Here is a 17,502-nt window from a genome sequence, read left to right as displayed (position 1 = left end):
GCTCAGCTCCGCGCCCTGGCCATTACCCACGCGGGAACGGGCTTCAGTCCGTGGACCAGGCCCAGCATCGCCATCAGCTTCAGTCCGTACCAGGTCAGGTCCACTTCCCACCAGCGGAAGCCCTGGCGGCTGGAGCCCGGAAAAAAATGATGGTTGTTGTGCCAGCCCTCGCCGAACGTGAGCAGCGCCAGCCATGCGTTGTTGCGGCTGTCGTCCTTCGTATCGAAACGGCGTTTGCCGAAACGGTGCGCCAGCGAGTTGATCGTCACCGTGGCGTGGAACAGCACGATGGTCGAGACGAAGAAACCCCAGGTCAGCAGCTGGCCGCCGGTGGTGCCCAGCTGTGGCGCCACGTGCTGCAGCAGCTCGCCCAGGCCGTACAGCGCAATGGCGAGCGCGACCGGGATGGCGATGTCGAAACGGTCGAGCCAGCGCAGCTCCGGAAACTTCGCCAGGTCCGGCACGCGCGCCAGATCGGTGCGGAAATTGCGCGGAGTGAGGAACCAGCCCGCATGGCTCCACAGGAAGCCGTGCACGCGCGGCGAATGCGGATCGGTCGCGCTGTCCGCCACGCGGTGGTGGTGGCGATGATGCGCTGCCCACCACAGCGGCCCGCGCTGCACGCACGATGCGCCGATCACGGCGAACACGAGTTGCACCGCGCGTGAGGTGCGGAAGGTGCGGTGCGAGAAGTAGCGGTGGTAGAACGCGGTCAGCGCGAACATGCGTACCACGTAGAGCGCGCCCGCCACGATCAGCGCGGTGGGCGACACGCCGGTCCAGATCACCCCGAGGCAGGCCAGGTGCATGGCGACGAACGGCGCGGCGCGCAGCCAGTCGATCCGATCCTCGCGGCTCGCGTCGATCGCCACGACGGCGCTGGTGTCGAACCAGCGGCGCACGGTGCGAGCCAGCCACCGGCGCGAATCGGCCCTGCCGACAGGGGCGGGCGGAATGCCGTCGTGCTGCATGTCCGGGTGGGGTATGACGCTTGCCATGGGAACGTACCTGTCTGCGTGTCACCGACAGATACGACCAAGAGGGCGGAACGGATGCATGGATCCGGCAGGAATTTCGCCTGCCGATCCGGTCAGGGCCTGCCGCGGGCCGGGTAGGCGTCCAGCGCGTGCTGCCGCGAAGCGGCCAGATCCACCATTGGCGCCGGATAGCCGCTGCGCTCGAGCAGGGCGGGATCCTTCCACGGCTCGTGCAGCAGGGCCGTGGGAGCATCGGCCAGTTCGGGCAGCCAGCGTCTCAGGTAGACGCCGTCGGGATCGAACTTCTTCGCCTGCGTGACCGGGTTGAATACGCGGAAATACGGTGCCGCGTCGGCGCCGCAGCCGGCCACCCATTGCCAACCGAGCGTGTTGTTGGCCAGATCCGCGTCCACCAGTGTGTCCCAGAACCAGCGCGCGCCGTGCTGCCAGTGCTGGCGCAGGTTCTTGGTCAGGAAGCTGGCGGCGATCATGCGCACGCGGTTGTGCATCCAGCCGGTGTGCCACAGCTCGCGCATGCCGGCGTCGACCAGCGGGATGCCGGTGCGGCCGTGCTGCCAGCGTTCCAGTGCGGCGGCATCGCGCGGTTCCCAATGGAAACCGGCGAAGCGCGGGTTGAAGTTGTCGGTCGGCGTCTGCGGGAAATGGAACAGCAGGTGGTGGGCGAATTCGCGCCAACCCAGTTCGCGCAGGTATGGCTCGATGTCGGGCCGGCGCCTCGCGTCCGTCACGCGTGCGCGGCGATCGAGTTCGGCGTGGATCTGCCGTGGCGAGATCTCGCCGGCATGCAGGTGCGGCGACAGCCGCGAGGTGCCGTGTCGCGCGGGCAGGTCGCGCGCGTGTGCGTAGTCGCCGATCGCGTCGTCGGCGAAGATTTCCAGCTGCTCGTGCGCGCCGCGCTCGCCTGGTTGCCACGCCCCGGCCAGCCCGGCATCCCAGGGGATGCGCGGCAGCAGGCCGAGGGCTTCCAGCGGCAGGCCACCGGGCAGTGCGCGCCAGCCGGGCAGGGCGGCCTCGGACAGCGGTTCGGACGGCTGCAGTTGCGGCCGCAGCTTGCGCCAGTACGGCGTGAACACCCGGTACGGATCGCCCTGCTGCGTGGCGATCGTCCACGGCTCGCACCACAATGCCGCGTTGTGGCTGTGTACTTCGACGCCTTCCGCGCGCAGCGCGCTCTTGATGCGCGTGTCGCGGGCGATCGAGGCCGGTTCGTACAATCGGTTGCAGTACACCGCGCCGGCGCCGCTGTGGCGGATCAGATCGCGCAATTGCTCCAGCGTGTCGCCCAGGCGCAGGTGCAGTGAGGCACGGTGCGTGCGCAACTGAGCATCGAGTGCGACCAGCGAATGGTGCAGCCACCAGCGGCTGGCCGCGCCAGCCGGCCATGCGCCGTCCTCGCCGGGGGCGTGGACATACACCGGCAGTACCTGCGCATGCGCCGCGCAGGCGGCGCCCAGGGCGGGGTTGTCGGCCAGGCGCAGGTCGCGCCGGAACAGCACGATGGCCGTGCTCATGGGCGGACGGTCGTCGTGTTCAGATCCAGCGTGTTCAGATCCAGGGTCGATCCGTCCGCAGGTTGCCGAGGATGGCCACCTTGCCACCGGCATCCGGTGCCGCGCCGATCGCGCCCTTGGCGATCACCGCACCGGTCGGCTGGCCGGTCGGCGAGCCGCCGACCGGTTCCACCGACACGGCGAGCGCGGCGGTCGGCCCGAGCCGCGCCAGCAGGGCCGGATCGAGCGCGATCGTGGTGGGCTTGTCACGCGCGATCATGCCCACCGAGATGGGTTTTTCGCCGGCCGGAATCAGCCACAGCTGCGGTGCACGTCCCTGCGCGAATGCGACCGGCGTCGCCGGCACCACGACCATGCGCGCGTGCTGCAGATCCATGGTGGCGGTCCAGCCGGTGGTGCCGTTGTCCTGCTGGATGGTCGAGGCCATGTAGGCGATGGCGGCCACCTTGGGCGCTGGCGCCGGACGAGGAAGCGAGACCACCACCAGCAGCACCACGGCCACCGCGCTGGCGCCGATGCCGAGCCAGTGCCACAGCGGCAGGTTGTTCCACAGTCCGCGGCGCGGCTGCGCCAGCGGCGCGCGGGCCGGCGCATCCAGTTGCAGGGCGTCGTGGATGCGCGCCCACACATACGGGGCGGGCGCGACGTCGCCGACGGTCTCGGCCAGCGGAATCAGCCGGCGCTGCCACAAGGCCACGGCGGTGGCGGCCTCGTCCGAGGCCAGCACCTCGCGCGCCACTTCGGCGCGGGTGTCGGCGTCCAGCACGCCAAGCACGTACTCGGCGTAGCGCAGGTTGTGGTTGCCGTCATCGATGGGCGTGTTCATGAGTCCAGGCACGTGCGGAGTTGCATCAGGCTGCGGCGGATCCAGCTTTTCATGGTGCCGAGCGGCACCTTGCATCGTGTCGCCAGTTCGTTATACGTGGCGCCGGTGAAAAAGGCTGCACGCACCGAACGCTGCTGTTGCGGTTCCAGTTCATCCAGGCAGTGCTGCAGCCGTCGATATTCCCGGCTGGTTTCCGCGCTGGCCGCCGGCGTGGGTTGTTCGTCCACCGTTTCGTCGAGTTGTGCCGGATCGTCCAGCAGCTCCTCGCGATGCTGGCGCAGCCGGTCGATCGCCTTGTTGCGCGACAGCGTGACCAGCCAGGTGATCGCGCTGGCCTTGGCCACATCGAACGTGGCGGCGCGGCGCCATACCGTGGTGTAGGTTTCCTGCAGCACGTCCTCCGCCTCGCCGCGGTCGCGCAGCATGCGCAGGCACACGCCGAACAGTTTGGACGAGGTGCGCCGGTAAAGCTCGGCAAACGCCTTCTGGTCGTTGCGGCCGGTCTGCAGCAACAGCTGATTCAGCTCGTCACGCTCGGCAGGACTGCTGACACTCATGGGCAAACCATCCTGTAGTGATCGGTTCCGGCCGGCGTGCAGCGACGGGAGGTTACGTTTCATAGCATGAAAAGGGACCTTGCGCGCTGGCAAGCGGTCCGTCCGGCGGCGCCACCGCCTTGCGTGCGTCCGTGCAGTCGGCTGTTGCGTACAAGCTGGAGCAGGCAACGGGCCTGCGTGCCGGAGGCCTCGCCATGAACGTTTCCCGATGGGCTGTCGCGTTGTTGATGCTGAGCGGGGCGGCCGCGGCGGCATCCCTTCCGCGGCGCGATGCGCAGGGCCTGCTGGTCGACGGCGGCGGCCACACCTTGTACCGCTACGACGCCGATGCCGCGTCCGGCCACAGCTATTGCAGCGGTCCGTGCGCGGTCGCCTGGCCGCCGTATCTGGCCGATGCCGGCAGCGAGGCCGCCGGCGATTACCGGCTGGCCACGCGGGCCGACGGCAGCCGCCAATGGGTCTATCGGGGGTCTCCGCTGTACCTCTTCGCCGGCGACGACAAGCCGGGCGATCGCGCCGGCGATGGCGTTAACGGCAGCTGGCACGTGGTGCATTGATGCAATCCACATCCGCGTGCATCCGTCCGGCGATGTCCTGCGTACCTGCATGCACATGCGCATTCCGCGCGTCCTGAAGGGGATACCCATGCAGAACAATCGAAGGAACCGGATCGCCTGGCTGACCGGATGCGCGCTCGGCGTTTGCCTGGCGTCATCGGCGGCCATGGCGGCCGATGACGTCGGCGCACCCGCGTTCAGCAACAAGCTGCTGCTCACCGGCGGCGTGTCGCAGGTCGAGGGCTCGGCCGGTGGCGGACTGACGCCGTGGGCGGTGATCGGCGGTTACGGCACCGGTGACGAGATCGGCGCCAACGCGTTCGTCACCCACATCAACCTGCCGGACTACCACGTCAACGAAGTCGGTGCGATGGTCGGTCTGTACAACCGCGTGGAGGTGTCGTTCGCGCAGCAGCGTTTCGACACCGAACAGGTGGGGGCGGCGCTGGGACTGGGCCGCGGCTTCACGTTCCGGCAGAACATCATCGGCGTGAAAGTTCGCCTGTTCGGCGACGTGGTGCTCGACCAGGACAGCTGGATGCCGCAGGTGTCGATCGGTGCGCAGCGCAAGAAAAACAACCAGACAGCCGTGCTGGCTTTCGTGGGCGCCAAGTCGGATGAAGGCACCGATTACTACGTCAACGCGACCAAACTGTTCCTCGGCCAGAGCCTGCTGGTCAACGCCACGCTGCGCATGACCAGGGCCAACCAGATCGGCATCCTCGGTTTCGGCGGCGACAGGAACAACGCGTACAAGCCGGAATTCGAAGGCTCGGTGGCGTACCTGCTCAGCCGCAACTGGGCGGTCGGTGCGGAGTATCGGCAGAAGCCGAACAATCTCGGCATCGCGAAGGAGGACGACTGGTACGACGCGTTCGTCGCCTGGGCGCCGACCAAGCATGTCTCGCTGACGCTGGCGTATGCGGACCTCGGCAACATCGTCATCAAGGACAGGCAACGCGGCCTGTATGCCTCGGTGCAGGTCGGTTTCTGATCATTCCCCTCGCTTCGGAGTACGTCCATGTACACATGTCTTTCGCGCACCGCGCTGCTCGCCATCGCGTTGCTGTTTGCCCAGGGCGCCATCGCGCAGGAGGCCGCGCCGATGTCGCCGGAGTCGGCGGCGATGGCCGCCAGTGCGCCGCGCGATCCCGCGCTCAAGCCGGTGTTCGACCAGTTCGGCGGCAAGCCGGGGCTGGTGGCGCTGATGAACGACTTCATGACCAACCTGATGGCGGACGCGCGCACGCGGCCGTATTTCGCCGCCGCCGACCGTGAGCACATCAAGGCGGAGCTGGTCGACCAGTTCTGCGTGATCCTCGACGGCCCGTGCACCTATACCGGCAGGGACATGGAGAAGGTGCATCGCAACCTCGGCATCAACCGCGCGGCCTTCAATGCGCTGGTGGAGGACCTGCAGACGGCGATGGACAAGAACAAGGTGCCGTTCCGCGCGCAGAACAAGCTGCTGGCGAAGCTGGCGCCGATGCATCCGGCGGTCATCACCAGGTAAGTGCATGCCGGCGGGTTCCGCCTGGCGGGCCCGATGTTGCGAGGAAGCGTCGCGTCAGGGCTGTCGTTCGTTGCCGGCATCCGGACGGATCGCCGGCGGCGCGGCCTCGCCCGGTGGGATGTCGCGGAGCCCCTTGCGGAAGTCGGCGATGGCGCCGCCGAGGTCGCGGCCGGCGTTGCGCAGCTTGCCGGTGCCGAAGACCAGCAGCGCCAGCACCAGCAGCACGATCCAATCCGAAAAACTGTCCAGTCCGATCAGTGCGCGGCGGGTTGCAGCCGCAGCGTGTGCCGCGTCGCGCCCGGCAGCAGCGGGGTCGGCCGCCCTTTGACCCAGTCATCGTGGCCCGCGCCAAAGTACGGCGACAGCGGGTGGTCGCTCTGGCCGCCCGGCATGTTGAGGATGCCGTGGGCTTCATGGCCGGGCGCCACGTCCAGGTGCTCGGAGGCGCCGAAGCCGGGCGCGGCGACGTGCGGCATGTTGTTGTCGCCGGGGATCGGCTGGTCGGGCATGTCGATGAAGTGGCTCAGCCACGACGGCAGCGCGGCGGACAGCGGGTGGTGGATGCCGCTGCGGTTGCGTTCGCCCCAACGGCGCGCGGCGAGGCCGCCGGGTTTCCGGCCGAGTTCGGCTGCCACCTGGCGGGCCGCGTCGACGAGCAGGGCGTGCCAGTCGGAATATTTCGGATCGAGCAGGTATGCGGGCTGCGCGCACAGCAATGCCCACACGGCCGCTTCCGCGCTGTTCTCGCCGGGCCAGCTGAAGTCGGGGTAGCGCTGCTGCACCCGTGCCGCGAACGGCGCCAGCACGGCTTTGCCGACCCGGTCGCGGAACGCGCGCACCAGCCGGTAGTCGACGCTGTCGACGGCGGCGCGTTCGCGCCAGCGCATGGTGAGCTGGCGCAACTGCTGCAGCGACGGTTCGGTGCTGTCGGCCAGGGTGTCCTGCAGCAGGCGCTGCCAACGGGTGAGGAACACGGCGCGGTCGTCGAGCTGGATGTCGAGCAGGCCGCCGGGCGTGAAGCTGGCGCGGGCCCGCAGATCGTCGCGGATCTGCTGCGCGCGGGCGCCGAGGTCGTGGCCGCCGTTGCCGAGCAGGGCCAGCGCATCGCCGTCGACGGTGCGGTTGTTCGCCGTCCACAGCCGGCCGCCGGCGGGGTTCTCGATGCGCGGGTAGCTGGCGGGTGCAGCCCAGCCTTGCCAGCCGCTGCCGGGTTTCGACCAGTCCGACGGCAGCAGCGGGTCGATGCCGGCGCGCCGCGGAATGCTGTTGCCGGCGATGGTCCAGCCGATGTGCCCGGCGCGGTCGGCGACCAGCAGGTTCTGCGGCGGCATGCCGAGCCGGGGCGCCAGGTCGAGCGCGGCGGCCACGTCGGTGGCGTGTTCCAGTTGCATCAGCTCGAGGTTGTAGCCGTGCGGCCGGCTGCCGATCCACGCCAGCGCCAGCGGCGTGCCGTCGGTGTCCTCCCCCATGAGCGGACCCCAGCGTGTGTCCTCGACCCTGAGGATGGTGTCGGGGTGACCCTTGACCTGGATGTGCTCCTCGTGGACGTCGACCGTGGCCCAGCCGTCCGGCACCTTGTAGCGCGTCGCGTCGGCGGGATCGCGCAACACGCGCACCCAGTCCTGCCAGTCGCCGTAGCTGTTGGTGAAACCCCAGGCGATCTGGCCGTTGGAGCCGACGATGATCGCCGGCGTGCCGGGCAGGCTGACGCCGTTGACGTCGCGCTGGCCGCCTGGCGCGGTGGGGTCGGGGTAGCGCAGGCGGGTGCGGAACCAGATGTTCGGCACGCGCAGGTCCAGGTGCATGTCGTTGGCCAGCATCGCCGCGCCGCTGCCGGTGAGTGTGCCGGCCACCGCGAAGCTGTTGCTGCCGGGGCGCGGCGCGTCCAGCGCCGGGGCCAGCGCGGCGGCCAGCGCGGGCGTGGAAATGCCTGTCGCCGGGGCGGCGGCCGGCGCGAACCGGCGCAGGTCGTACACGTCGGCGGCCGGGATCAGCGGCGGGCGCGACAGCTGTCCGCTCAGCGGCGCCTCCCAGTCGGGGTCGGGCGCCAGCAGGAAATCCACCAGCGCGCCGGGCAGCACCGCACGCATCTGCGCCATGCGCAGCTCGCGTTCGTTGCGGCCGCCGCTGTTCAGGTCCAGGTACATCGCGGCGATCACCAGCATGCTGTCTTCCGGGCGCCACGGTTGCGGCTGGCTGTCCAGCAGCAGGTATTCCCACGGCCGCACGCGCAGGTCGGCGAGACCGGCGTTGACACCGTCGCGGTAGCGGTCGAGTTCGTGCCGCTGCTCCGGCGGCAGTTGCGCGTAGGCGGCCATGGCCACGGCGCGCAGGCGATGGCGGCGATGGTCGAGATCGGCCTTCAGCGCGGCCGGCCCGACCAGCGCGGACAGCTCGCCGGCGCTCACGCGACGCATCAGGTCCATCGCGAAGAAGCGCTCCTGCGCGTGCACGTAGCCCAGCGCGTAGCTGATGTCGGTGCGGTTTTTCCCTTCGAGGGTGACCGTGCCCAGCGCGTCGCGGCCGATACTGACCGGCGCCGTCAGGCCCGCGGCCCGGCGCGTGCCGTCGAGCTGCGCACGGCTGCCGGCAAGCAGCCACCCGAGCGCGAGCAGGGCAGCCAGCGACAGCGCCAGCAGCGTCCACAGCAGGGCGCGCAGGACGCGCCGGCGACGGGGTGTCATGGCTTGGCGAACACCGCGAAGATGCCGGCGTAGGGCTTGACCATGAAGGCCGGCGCCCCGGCGTAGCCTTCACCGTCCACGTACAGCTGCGAGATGCTGCCGTCCAGGTAGAGGGCGTCGCGGCAGCCCAGCTTGTCGCGGAACAGCCGTCCGAACGCATGGAAGTTCACGGGGGTTTCGCTCACCGCAAAGATCACCTCGGTCGGCGTGCGTGCGCACACGCCGCTGCGCCACTTCATGCTCGCGGAGTCGTCGAGGAACTGCTCGTTGAGCTTGCCGTCGATCAGCAGCATCGGCCCGGACTGGGTCGCCCACTGCGCGCTCCTGCCCTCGGCCTTGAACGCGGCGCTGGTGCGCACCGCGGCATGGCCGTCCGGATACACCGCGAACACGCCGTTGGGCAGCAGCGAGAAATTGCCCGAGGCGGGGTTGCCGTGGGCCAGGTTCAGCGGCACCACGGTCTTGCCGTTCTCCACGTGCAGGCCGAGCGGCGCGAACTTGTGATCGTAGATGCCGGCGTTGGCGGCGAACAGCAGCCGCCGGCCACGCTGCTCGCCCCACTGGCGCAGCGTCTCGATGCTGCCGAACGGCTGGCCGCTGGCCGGTTCGCGCCAGTGCAGGCTCAGCTCCTCGCGTTTCAGGTTCACGTGCACGACGCGGTAGTTCTGGCCTTCGAACGCCAGCTCGCGGCTGTCCAGCGCCCGTGCACCCGGGGCACAGCCGGACGCGCCGACGAGCAGCAGCAAGGTCAACAGCCCGTGCGGCAGCACGCGCCGCAGCAGCTGGATCGGACGAGGGTGGGGCGGGAAAACGGATAGGCGCATCCATGGATGGTCGCCGCCCGGCCGTGCGGGTGCAAGTCCGCACCTGCGCGGTGCGACGGCTGCCGCTAAACTGGGTCCTTTTCGCGGTGCCCGCCCATGCCCTATACCCCGATAGTGGCGACGCTCGGTTATGTGTTGTCGCCCGATCGCAGCGAAGTGCTGATGATCCATCGCAACGCCCGCCCGGACGACCTGCACCTGGGCAAGTACAACGGCCTCGGCGGCAAGATGGAGCCGGGCGAGGACATCGCCGCCTGCATGCGCCGCGAGATCCGCGAGGAGGCCGGCATCGAGTGCGGGTCGATGCAGTTGCGCGGCACCTTGAACTGGCCCGGCTTCGGCAAGCATGGCGAGGACTGGCTGGGCTTCATCTTCCTGATCGACGCCTTCAGCGGCGAGGCGCACCAGGGCAACCACGAGGGCACGCTGGAATGGGTGCCGCGGGCGCGCCTGATGGAACTGCCGATGTGGGAGGGCGACCGCCACTTCCTGCCACTGGTGTTCGACGCCGACCCGCGCCCGTTCCACGGCGTGATGCCGTACAGGGACGGCCGCATGCAGTCGTGGTCGTACAGCCGGTTGTGAGTGGCGACGCGCCGATCATTCGCATCGTCGCGGCGGTGATCTGCAGCCAGGTCGGGCGAAGCTGCGAAACGCCTCGCTGCGTAGGGCGGGCACTGCCCGCCGGCTTTTCGATACGCCATTGCCAAGGAGCGGCGGGCAGTGCCCGCCCTACGCGACTGGCGGCGTGGAACGGACGCACGTCAGGCCACGTCGCCGATCCAGCCCGGGCTGCTGAACTTGCTCTGGGCGAGCGCCTCGGCCTGGGCGAGCTCGCCGGCGCGCAGGCGGTCGTCGCTGAGGCCGTGCAGGCGGCGGAAGGTGGCGACCATGCGCCCGATCACCGCCTCGCGCGGCAGACCGGTCTGGCTGCGCAGCGGGTCGACCCGCTTGGCGGCGCTCCGGGTACCCTTGTCGGACAGTTTCTCGCGGCCGATGCGCAGCACTTCGAGCATCTTCGCCGCGTCGATGTCGTAGGCCATGGTGACGTGGTGCAGCACCGCGCCGCCGCGATGGACCTGGGCGGCGCCGGCGATCTTGCCGCCCTCGGAGGTGATGTCGTTGAGCGGCTGGTACCACGCCTTGATGCCCAGTTCGGCCAGCGCCTCCAGCACCCACTCGTCGAGGAAGGCGTAGGCCTGCTGGAACGACAGGCCCTTGACCAGCGTCTGCGGTGCGTAGATCGAGTAGGTGATGGTGTTGCCCGGCTCGATGAACATCGCGCCGCCGCCGGAGACCCGGCGCACCACCTCGATGCCGTGGCGGCGCGCCGCCGCGCCGTCCACTTCGTTGCGCAGCGACTGGAAGCGGCCGATCACCACCGCCGGCGAGGCCCATTCCCAGATGCGCAGGGTGGGCGCGCGGCGGCCGGCGCCGACCTCGCAGGTCAGCACGTCGTCCAGCGCCATGTGCAGGGTGGGCGATTGCGGCGCGGTGTGGATCAGCTGCCAGTCGTGGTCGCGCCAGTCGGTGCGCATCATGCGGCGGGTTCCTTGTGCAGGGCGCGGCGTACGGCCACCGCGATCGCTTCCGGCGAAAGACCGTACATCATCACGTCGGCGCCGAGTACAGCGCGCACACGGGCGGCGAGCGCGGTTTCGTCGGCCTGCTCCGGCTGGCCTTCCAGCGCGTGGTTGATCACTTCCAGCGCGCTGTCCGGTTCGAGGAAGAAATCGCCGCTCAGCTGCACGTCGGCAAGGCGGCCGTTGCGCAGCTCGAGGTCGATCACCACCAGCTTGCCGCCGGGCATCTTGTATTCGCCGTGCATGCGCCGTTGCTCCGCCGTAAGGATCGTCATCCTGCCCGGTTCCGCTGCGGCTGGCGATGATGCCGGTCATTCGCGGGCGATGCCGGCACCGCGGTGCCCGCTCAGTGGCCGCGGCCGTGGAAGTGGCCGCTGTCGGCGCCGACTGAAATGCTGACGCCGCCTGCCGGGTCGTCGCAGCTGCCGAACGCCTGGCTGAGGTTCACCGTGCCGGTCTGGTAATTGCCGCTCACGTGGTTGCCGCCGACCACGCCCATGCCGACGCTGCCGTGCATCTGCGGCTGGTTGTAGGTGGAGTCGTCACAGTCGGGCCGGTTTTCGGCGGCGGCCGCGGTGTTGCCCATGCGCCCGCTGGTGTCGCCGTAGTACGTGCCGGGCGCGTCGTGGGCCGGCGCGGCCGTGGTGCTGCTGGTGGCTGGCAGGTCGCCGGGCGGCAGTTTCAGGTTCAGCGGTTTGCCGGTGTTTTGTGCCCATGCCGGTGCGGTCAGCACGGTGACCAGCAGGGCAGGAAGAAACCGAGGGATGTGCATGCGTGCTCCGGGGGTGTCACGTAGCCAACGCGCTATGCCGCGTCGGCGTGTACATTTCTCTTGGAAAGGCGCGACGACGACAAGTTCCTGCCTCTCGCCGTAGGGCGGGCATTGCCCGCCGCTGTTGGCCGCGATGCCTGTCGAAGAGCCGGCGGGCATGGCCCGCCCTACGAAGCTGTCCTACGGATGGATCGTTGGTTGGCTCAGCCGGTGGTCTCGATCCGCTCCACCCGGCGCAGGCCGCGCGGCAGCAGGCCGCCGCGGGTGGCGCGGTTGCCGCCGTATTCCACCAGGTCGGCCCACTTCAGGGTGAGCTTGCGCGCGCCGGCGTACATCGTGACCTCGCCCTTGCCCTCGGCGACCACCGCCACGCCGGCCACGCGCTCGCCCTCCGCCAGCTGCTTCTTCGGAATCTCGATCAGCTTGTTGCCCTTGCCCTTGTCCAGTTCCGGCAGTTCGGCCACCGAGAACATCAGCAGGTGGCCTTCGCTGCTGACCACCACGATGCGGTCGCGCGCCGGGTCGGCGCTGGCCTGCGGCGCCAGCACCCTGGCGCCGTCGCTGAGCGTGATGATCTGCTTGCCGGCCTTGTTGCGCCCGGTGAGCGCCTCGAAGCGGGTGACGAAGCCGTAGCCGAAGTCGGTGGCGAGCACCAGCCGGGTGTCGTTGTCGCCGGCGATCAGCGCGTCGAAGCTGGCGCCGGCGGCGGGGCTGAAGCGGCCGGTCAGCGGCTCGCCGTTGCCGCGCGCCGAAGGCAGGGTGTGCGCCGGCGTGGAGTAGGCGCGGCCGGTGGAATCGATGAACGCGACCTGCTGGGTGGTGCGCGCCTTCACCGCGGCGAGCAGGCCATCGCCCTCGCGGTAGTTGAGCGCGTCGGCGTCGATGTCGTGGCCCTTGGCGGCGCGTGCCCAGCCCTTCTGCGAGAGCACCACGGTGACCGGCTCGCTGGCCACCAGCGCGCTCTCGTCCAGCGCCTGGGCGGCCTCGCGCTCGACCAGCGGCGAACGGCGCGCATCGCCGAACTTCTCGGCGTCGGCGCGCAGCTCGTCCTTGATCAGGCCTTTCAGCTTGGCCGGCGATTTCAGCAGCACGTTGATGCGCGCGCGCTCCTCTTCGAGTTGGTCGCGCTCGGCGTTGATCTTCATCTCCTCGAGCCGGGCCAGCTGGCGCAGGCGGGTCTCCAGGATGTAGTCGGTCTGCTCCTCGCTGAGCTTGAAGCGCGCCATCAGCACCGGCTTCGGCTCGTCCTCGCTGCGCACGATGCGGATCACTTCGTCGAGGTTGAGGTAGGCGATGCGCAGGCCTTCCAGCAGGTGCAGGCGGCGCTCGACCTTGGCCAGGCGGTGGTTGAGCCGGCGGGTGACCGTGCTGGTGCGGAAGCTCAGCCACTCGGCGAGGATCTTCTTCAGATCCTTCACCTGCGGCCGGCCGTCCAGGCCGATCATGTTGAGGTTGACGCGGAAGCTCTTCTCCAGGTCGGTGGTGGCGAACAGGTGCTGCATGGTCTCGTCCGCGTCGACGCGGTTCGAGCGCGGCACGATCACCAGCCGGATCGGGTTCTCGTGGTCGGATTCGTCGCGCAGGTCCTCGATCATCGGCAGCTTCTTCGCGCGCATCTGCGCGGCGATCTGTTCGAGGATCTTCGACGGGCTGACCTGGTGCGGCAGCGCGGTGATCACGATGTTGCCTTCCTCGCGCCGGTACACCGCGCGGGCGCGCACCGAGCCGCCGCCGCTCTGGTACATCGCCAGCAGGTCGGCGCGCGGGGTGATGATCTCCGCCTCGGTCGGGTAATCCGGTCCGCGCACGTGCTCGCACAGGTCGGCGATGGTGGCGTCCGGCTCGTCCAGCAGGCGGATGCACGCGCTGGCCAGCTCGCGCAGGTTGTGCGGCGGGATGTCGGTGGCCATGCCCACCGCGATGCCCATCGAGCCGTTGAGCAGCACGTGCGGCACGCGCGAAGGCAGCCAGCTCGGTTCCTCCAGCGTGCCGTCGAAGTTCGGCACCCAGTCCACCGTGCCCTGGCCCAGCTCGCCCAGCAGCGCCTCGGCGATCGGGCTGAGCTTGCTCTCGGTGTAGCGCATGGCCGCGAAGCTTTTCGGGTCGTCCGGCGAGCCGAAGTTGCCCTGGCCGTCGACCAGCGGGTAGCGGTACGAGAACGGCTGCGCCATCAGCACCATCGCCTCGTAGCACGAGGAATCGCCGTGCGGATGGAACTTGCCGATCACGTCGCCGATGGTGCGCGCCGACTTTTTCGGCTTCGCCGTGGCGGCCAGGCCCAGCTCGCTCATCGCGTAGATGATGCGCCGCTGCACCGGCTTCAGGCCGTCGCCCACGAACGGCAGCGCGCGGTCCAGCACCACGTACATCGAGTAGTCGAGATAGGCCCGCTCGGCGTATTCCTTGAGCGGGATCTGTTCGTAATTGGCTTGCAGGTTCATGGGGTTGGATCAGGGAAGTGGCGCGCGACGCGCGGGATAGCCGGTCGATGGTGCCAGAAAGCGCCCGGTACTTGTAGGAGCGCAAGGTCGGCCGTTGCGTAGGGCGGGCACCGCCCGCCGCTCTTTGCCGCAACCGGTCAAAAGCCGGCGGGCGGTGCCCGCCCTACGGTGCGGGGCAGGCGGTGTCTACTGGCGCATCGCCTCGATGCCCAGCTGCCGCAACTGCGCCTGCACGCTGTCCGGCCCGGCCAGGTGGGCGGCGCCGACCGCGATGAAGACGGTGCCGGGCTGCTGCAGCATCGTGGCGATCTTCGTTGCCCAGGCCTCGTTGCGCTGTACCAGCAGCAGCTGGTACAGCTTCGGCTCGCGCCGGCGCATGTCGTCGTTGCCGATGCGGGCGATCGCATCGACGTCGCCGGCCTTCCAGGCGTCGATCAGCCTGGTGAACTTGGCCGAGTCGTCCGCCGCCTCGCGCATGGTCGAGCGCAGGAAGTCCAGCTCCACGGCGCGCGGCATGTCGGCGAGCAGGCGGATCTGCTGCTCGGCGGTTTCCAGCCCCAGCACCGGCTTGCCGGCCGCGGATGCCTGCGCCTTCAGCTGCTTGTCCACGCCATGCTCCGGATCGAGCCCGGCCTTCAGCAGCGGCGACACGGTGAGCGTCAGCGCGGCCAGCCACGGGCGCATCATGTCCAGCGTCTGCATGCCGCCGGGTACGCCGGCCTGGTTCGCGAGGATGCGCAGCCGCTGCGCATCCGCCTCGCCGAGCTGGGTCGACAGCGGGTGCGCCGGGTCCATGCCGTGGCGCAGCATCAGCGCGGCCATGTTTGCCACATCGTCGTCGACCAGCTCGATATACAGCGTCCGGCTGTTCGAGAGCGCGCGGTCCAGCGCCGGGTAATGCCAGCTGGCGTCGTTCGGCAGCAGGTGCACGGTACCGAACAGGTAGATCGTGGTGTCGGCGTTCTTCACCACCCACAGGGCCGGTTTCGCCAGCACCGACGTGCAGGCGAACAGCAGGGCGAGGCAGGCGAGCAGGCGCAGGGTGAGCGAGCGCTTCATGCGGGGAGTGTCGCGGCAGGCTCGTAGTTGTTCAATCGGCCGAGAGGAAAAAGTCCCGGCATCGAGCCCGTGTGGGTTTGCGATGACCGTCCGTGGCTACAGGCCAAGCAGCTTCCAGGCCCAATAGACGCCGATGCTCATCTGCACGGCGAAGGCGGTGAAGCGGGCATTGACGGCGATGACGCTGGTCGAGGCCAGGTGGATGCCGGACTGGACGATCCGGGCGCCCAGCAGCCAGGGCGCGAGCGGATCCGTGACTTCCGCCCGGCCTGTCGCGATGGCGACCAGCAGCAGGCCGCCGAAGACCGGCAGGCTCTCGACGCAGTTTGCGTGTGCGCGGGCGAGCCGCTGCATGAACGGCGAGATATTCGAGTTGTCGGGCTTGAACTCATTCGAACGGACGCGGCCCGTGACCACGAGGTGGCTGCGCACCGCCTCCATGACGACCAGCAGGAGCAGTGTCCAGGCAAGGAACAGAGTGAGTACCAGGGCTGAGGTGGTCATGTCCGGTCTGCGATTCGCGTGTGGTGATGATTTCGGGGGCGTAGGTGATCAAGTCAAATTGATCACCTGCGTCTACTTTGCTCGAAGAGCCGACTCAATTTCCTCCGTCCCGTTATTTCGGTCCCGTTATTTCGCAACAGGTCGTGTGACGTCATGCATCGATCATCTTAGCGCCCCTGACCACCGCGTCGGTCCACGAAGCGGATGCCTTGCCCGAGGTGGCCGGGTGTACGCGCCGCAGCGGGCCATGCCGTTCTCGCATCGGTGGCCCACCCCGCGCGAGCGCGTCGTCGCGCCGGAACTACACCATCGAACTAATGTCGGAGGCGAAGCTCGGATAGGCAAAGATGGTGGCCTTGATCTGCTTGGCGGTCAGGCCCGCACCCATCGCCATCGCGAACAGGTTGATTTGTTCCTCGGCACCGGGCCCCATCACATGCGCGCCCAGGATCAGGCCCGTCCCGCGCTCGACGAGCGTCTTGTAAGCGCTTCTGCGCGCCCCGACGCGCAGCGAGGAATACCAGCCGCTGGTTTTCTCGAATTTGACGTCGAACTGGAGGCCGCGCTCGCGCGCCGTGGCTTCGGACAGTCCGACGGCGGCCACCGGCGGCAACGTGAACACAACACTCGGGATCGGCGGGTATTGGATCGCGTGCTCGTCTTTGCCGGCCAGTAGGTTCTTGCCCGCAATGCGTGCCTCGTAAGCCGAAACCGGCGTGAGGTTCGGGCCGCTATCGGCACAATCGCCGGCGGCGAAAATCGCGGGATTGGTGGTTCGCATGTAGGGACTCACCGTGATGCCGCGCCGACCGCTTTCGACGCCCGCCGCCGCCAGATTCAAGTGCTCGATGTTCGGCACCCGGCCGCCGCCATGCACGACACGCTCGCAGGTGAGGGTCTTAACGCCAAAGGGCGTTTCATAGGTCACGGTATATGCCTCGCCGGTCTGCTCGATCTTCCGGACCTTGGCCTGGGTTTGCAGATGGATGCCCAATTCGGTCGTGGCATCGGCCAAGAGATCGACCAGATCCGGATCGAAATTACTCAAGGGGCGCTCGGCCATCTCGAGGACGGTGACTTCGCTGGCTCCCGCCCGCCTGGCCACATGGGCGAACTCCATGGCGATGAAGCCGCCGCCGACGAAGACGATCTTCTGCGGTGTCTCCGGCAGCTCAAGAAACTCAGTGCTGGTGAGCAGCAGATCTTCGCCGGGGATGTTCAGCGTCATCGGCCGTGCGCCGGTGGCCAAGTGGAAGTACTTCGCGCGCAGCGTGGCGCCGTTGACCTCGACCGTATCCGGACCGGTAAAACGCACGTCGCCGTGCAGCGTGGCCACTCGTGCGCGCTGCATTCCCGCCTCGATTCGTGACGGCATGGCATCGGTAAAGGTGCGCTTGAACGCCATCATGGCGGGCCAGTCGATCGAGGTGTGGGCGTCGAGCCCTTTGCCCTTCAGGTTGTGCGCCCATTCCACGCCTTCGGTGACGGCGATCAGCATCTTTTTGGGGTCGCACCCGCGCAACGCACAGGTGCCACCATAGGGCAGGCTGTCGATGATGGCGACGTTCCAGCCCGCCATCGCGGCCATCCGGGCGACGCCATTGCCACCGGTGCCGGCGCCGATCACGAGCAGGTCATAGTCGTATGCATCGGTCATGGCATTCGGTCCAGTC

18 protein-coding genes are annotated in these 17,502 nt (G+C 68.8%); 4 read left to right on the top strand and 14 right to left on the bottom strand.

Features of this window, described 5'->3' with window-relative positions; all coding sequences use genetic code 11:
• Positions 1-2: 2 nt before the first annotated feature.
• From AC1Q5A_RS00920 to AC1Q5A_RS00905, 4 genes are all read right to left on the bottom strand, one after another.
• The gene (locus AC1Q5A_RS00920) at positions 3-998 is read right to left on the bottom strand and encodes an acyl-CoA desaturase (protein WP_492697326.1); all 996 of its coding nucleotides are present in this window, start codon (positions 996-998) and stop codon (positions 3-5) included.
• Positions 999-1,090: 92 nt separating this feature from the next.
• The gene (locus AC1Q5A_RS00915; protein ID WP_492697321.1) at positions 1,091-2,509 is read right to left on the bottom strand and encodes a cryptochrome/photolyase family protein; all 1,419 of its coding nucleotides are present in this window, start codon (positions 2,507-2,509) and stop codon (positions 1,091-1,093) included.
• Positions 2,510-2,543: 34 nt separating this feature from the next.
• The gene (locus AC1Q5A_RS00910) at positions 2,544-3,335 is read right to left on the bottom strand and encodes an anti-sigma factor (protein ID WP_492697316.1); all 792 of its coding nucleotides are present in this window, start codon (positions 3,333-3,335) and stop codon (positions 2,544-2,546) included.
• Positions 3,332-3,892: a sigma-70 family RNA polymerase sigma factor gene (locus AC1Q5A_RS00905; RefSeq protein ID WP_492697311.1), complete on the bottom strand. Its 561-nt coding sequence runs from the start codon at positions 3,890-3,892 to the stop codon at positions 3,332-3,334. Before AC1Q5A_RS00905 ends, AC1Q5A_RS00910 begins: the two co-directional genes overlap by 4 nt.
• A 194-nt stretch (positions 3,893-4,086) precedes the next feature.
• Here AC1Q5A_RS00905 and AC1Q5A_RS00900 point away from each other — a divergent pair, with 194 nt between their 5' ends.
• From AC1Q5A_RS00900 to AC1Q5A_RS00890, 3 genes are all read left to right on the top strand, one after another.
• Positions 4,087-4,449, top strand: a complete 363-nt coding sequence (locus tag AC1Q5A_RS00900; RefSeq protein WP_492697307.1) for a COG4315 family predicted lipoprotein — start codon at positions 4,087-4,089, stop codon at positions 4,447-4,449.
• An 88-nt stretch (positions 4,450-4,537) separates the two neighbouring features.
• The gene (locus AC1Q5A_RS00895; protein ID WP_492697305.1) at positions 4,538-5,443 is read left to right on the top strand and encodes a DUF3034 family protein; all 906 of its coding nucleotides are present in this window, start codon (positions 4,538-4,540) and stop codon (positions 5,441-5,443) included.
• 27 nt (positions 5,444-5,470) lie between these two features.
• A complete protein-coding gene (locus tag AC1Q5A_RS00890) occupies positions 5,471-5,962 on the top strand; it encodes a group I truncated hemoglobin (RefSeq protein ID WP_492697302.1) in 492 nt (163 codons plus the stop codon).
• A gap of 54 nt (positions 5,963-6,016) precedes the next feature.
• Here AC1Q5A_RS00890 and tatA read toward each other — a convergent pair whose 3' ends face one another.
• The 3 genes from tatA to AC1Q5A_RS00875 are packed head-to-tail and all read right to left on the bottom strand — an operon-like array spanning position 6,017 to position 9,428.
• On the bottom strand, positions 6,017-6,211 hold the full coding sequence (tatA, locus tag AC1Q5A_RS00885; RefSeq protein ID WP_492698080.1) for a twin-arginine translocase TatA/TatE family subunit: 195 nt from the start codon (positions 6,209-6,211) through the stop codon (positions 6,017-6,019).
• 5 nt (positions 6,212-6,216) lie between these two features.
• A complete protein-coding gene (locus AC1Q5A_RS00880) occupies positions 6,217-8,646 on the bottom strand; it encodes a penicillin acylase family protein (RefSeq protein ID WP_492697300.1) in 2,430 nt (809 codons plus the stop codon).
• Positions 8,643-9,428, bottom strand: a complete 786-nt coding sequence (locus AC1Q5A_RS00875) for a phosphodiester glycosidase family protein (RefSeq protein WP_492698078.1) — start codon at positions 9,426-9,428, stop codon at positions 8,643-8,645. Before AC1Q5A_RS00875 ends, AC1Q5A_RS00880 begins: the two co-directional genes overlap by 4 nt.
• 138 nt (positions 9,429-9,566) lie before the next feature.
• Here AC1Q5A_RS00875 and AC1Q5A_RS00870 point away from each other — a divergent pair, with 138 nt between their 5' ends.
• A complete protein-coding gene (locus AC1Q5A_RS00870; protein ID WP_492697298.1) occupies positions 9,567-10,055 on the top strand; it encodes an NUDIX hydrolase in 489 nt (162 codons plus the stop codon).
• Positions 10,056-10,234: 179 nt separating this feature from the next.
• On the opposite strand, the gene AC1Q5A_RS00865 is transcribed toward AC1Q5A_RS00870, so the two are convergent.
• From AC1Q5A_RS00865 to AC1Q5A_RS00835, 7 genes are all read right to left on the bottom strand, one after another.
• Positions 10,235-11,011, bottom strand: coding sequence for a lipoate--protein ligase family protein (locus tag AC1Q5A_RS00865; protein ID WP_492697296.1), 777 nt, complete (start codon positions 11,009-11,011; stop codon positions 10,235-10,237).
• Positions 11,008-11,328, bottom strand: coding sequence for a lipoate-protein ligase small subunit (gene lplB, locus AC1Q5A_RS00860; RefSeq protein WP_492697295.1), 321 nt, complete (start codon positions 11,326-11,328; stop codon positions 11,008-11,010). Before lplB ends, AC1Q5A_RS00865 begins: the two co-directional genes overlap by 4 nt.
• Positions 11,329-11,399: 71 nt before the next feature.
• Positions 11,400-11,825, bottom strand: a complete 426-nt coding sequence (locus AC1Q5A_RS00855; RefSeq protein ID WP_492697293.1) for a hypothetical protein — start codon at positions 11,823-11,825, stop codon at positions 11,400-11,402.
• A gap of 203 nt (positions 11,826-12,028) precedes the next feature.
• Positions 12,029-14,266, bottom strand: a complete 2,238-nt coding sequence (parC, locus tag AC1Q5A_RS00850) for a DNA topoisomerase IV subunit A (RefSeq protein WP_492697291.1) — start codon at positions 14,264-14,266, stop codon at positions 12,029-12,031.
• Positions 14,267-14,452: 186 nt separating this feature from the next.
• Positions 14,453-15,325, bottom strand: a complete 873-nt coding sequence (locus tag AC1Q5A_RS00845) for a TraB/GumN family protein (protein WP_492697289.1) — start codon at positions 15,323-15,325, stop codon at positions 14,453-14,455.
• A gap of 96 nt (positions 15,326-15,421) precedes the next feature.
• The gene (locus AC1Q5A_RS00840; RefSeq protein WP_492697287.1) at positions 15,422-15,829 is read right to left on the bottom strand and encodes an MAPEG family protein; all 408 of its coding nucleotides are present in this window, start codon (positions 15,827-15,829) and stop codon (positions 15,422-15,424) included.
• A 301-nt stretch (positions 15,830-16,130) separates the two neighbouring features.
• A complete protein-coding gene (locus AC1Q5A_RS00835) occupies positions 16,131-17,486 on the bottom strand; it encodes a dihydrolipoyl dehydrogenase family protein (RefSeq protein WP_492697285.1) in 1,356 nt (451 codons plus the stop codon).
• Positions 17,487-17,502: the final 16 nt, after the last annotated feature.

Source organism: Rhodanobacter sp. GW835-FHT13D09, assembly GCF_058793995.1.
The sequence above is the reverse complement of the archived record's forward strand: the minus strand, read 5'-3'. Positions and strand labels throughout refer to the sequence as shown.

Bases quoted from the DNA above. Each gene is read 5' to 3' on its own strand.
- AC1Q5A_RS00910 (WP_492697316.1), bottom strand. From the start codon at position 3,335: ATGAACACGCCCATCGATGACGGCAACCACAACCTGCGCTACGCCGAG.
- AC1Q5A_RS00895 (WP_492697305.1), top strand. From the start codon at position 4,538: ATGCAGAACAATCGAAGGAACCGGATCGCCTGGCTGACCGGATGCGCG.
- AC1Q5A_RS00900 (WP_492697307.1), top strand. From the start codon at position 4,087: ATGAACGTTTCCCGATGGGCTGTCGCGTTGTTGATGCTGAGCGGGGCG.
- AC1Q5A_RS00865 (WP_492697296.1), bottom strand. From the start codon at position 11,011: ATGATGCGCACCGACTGGCGCGACCACGACTGGCAGCTGATCCACACC.
- AC1Q5A_RS00905 (WP_492697311.1), bottom strand. From the start codon at position 3,892: ATGAGTGTCAGCAGTCCTGCCGAGCGTGACGAGCTGAATCAGCTGTTG.
- AC1Q5A_RS00915 (WP_492697321.1), bottom strand. From the start codon at position 2,509: ATGAGCACGGCCATCGTGCTGTTCCGGCGCGACCTGCGCCTGGCCGAC.
- AC1Q5A_RS00855 (WP_492697293.1), bottom strand. From the start codon at position 11,825: ATGCACATCCCTCGGTTTCTTCCTGCCCTGCTGGTCACCGTGCTGACC.
- parC (WP_492697291.1), bottom strand. From the start codon at position 14,266: ATGAACCTGCAAGCCAATTACGAACAGATCCCGCTCAAGGAATACGCC.
- AC1Q5A_RS00840 (WP_492697287.1), bottom strand. From the start codon at position 15,829: ATGACCACCTCAGCCCTGGTACTCACTCTGTTCCTTGCCTGGACACTG.
- lplB (WP_492697295.1), bottom strand. From the start codon at position 11,328: ATGACGATCCTTACGGCGGAGCAACGGCGCATGCACGGCGAATACAAG.
- AC1Q5A_RS00890 (WP_492697302.1), top strand. From the start codon at position 5,471: ATGTACACATGTCTTTCGCGCACCGCGCTGCTCGCCATCGCGTTGCTG.
- AC1Q5A_RS00920 (WP_492697326.1), bottom strand. From the start codon at position 998: ATGGCAAGCGTCATACCCCACCCGGACATGCAGCACGACGGCATTCCG.
- AC1Q5A_RS00880 (WP_492697300.1), bottom strand. From the start codon at position 8,646: ATGACACCCCGTCGCCGGCGCGTCCTGCGCGCCCTGCTGTGGACGCTG.
- AC1Q5A_RS00835 (WP_492697285.1), bottom strand. From the start codon at position 17,486: ATGACCGATGCATACGACTATGACCTGCTCGTGATCGGCGCCGGCACC.
- AC1Q5A_RS00845 (WP_492697289.1), bottom strand. From the start codon at position 15,325: ATGAAGCGCTCGCTCACCCTGCGCCTGCTCGCCTGCCTCGCCCTGCTG.
- AC1Q5A_RS00870 (WP_492697298.1), top strand. From the start codon at position 9,567: ATGCCCTATACCCCGATAGTGGCGACGCTCGGTTATGTGTTGTCGCCC.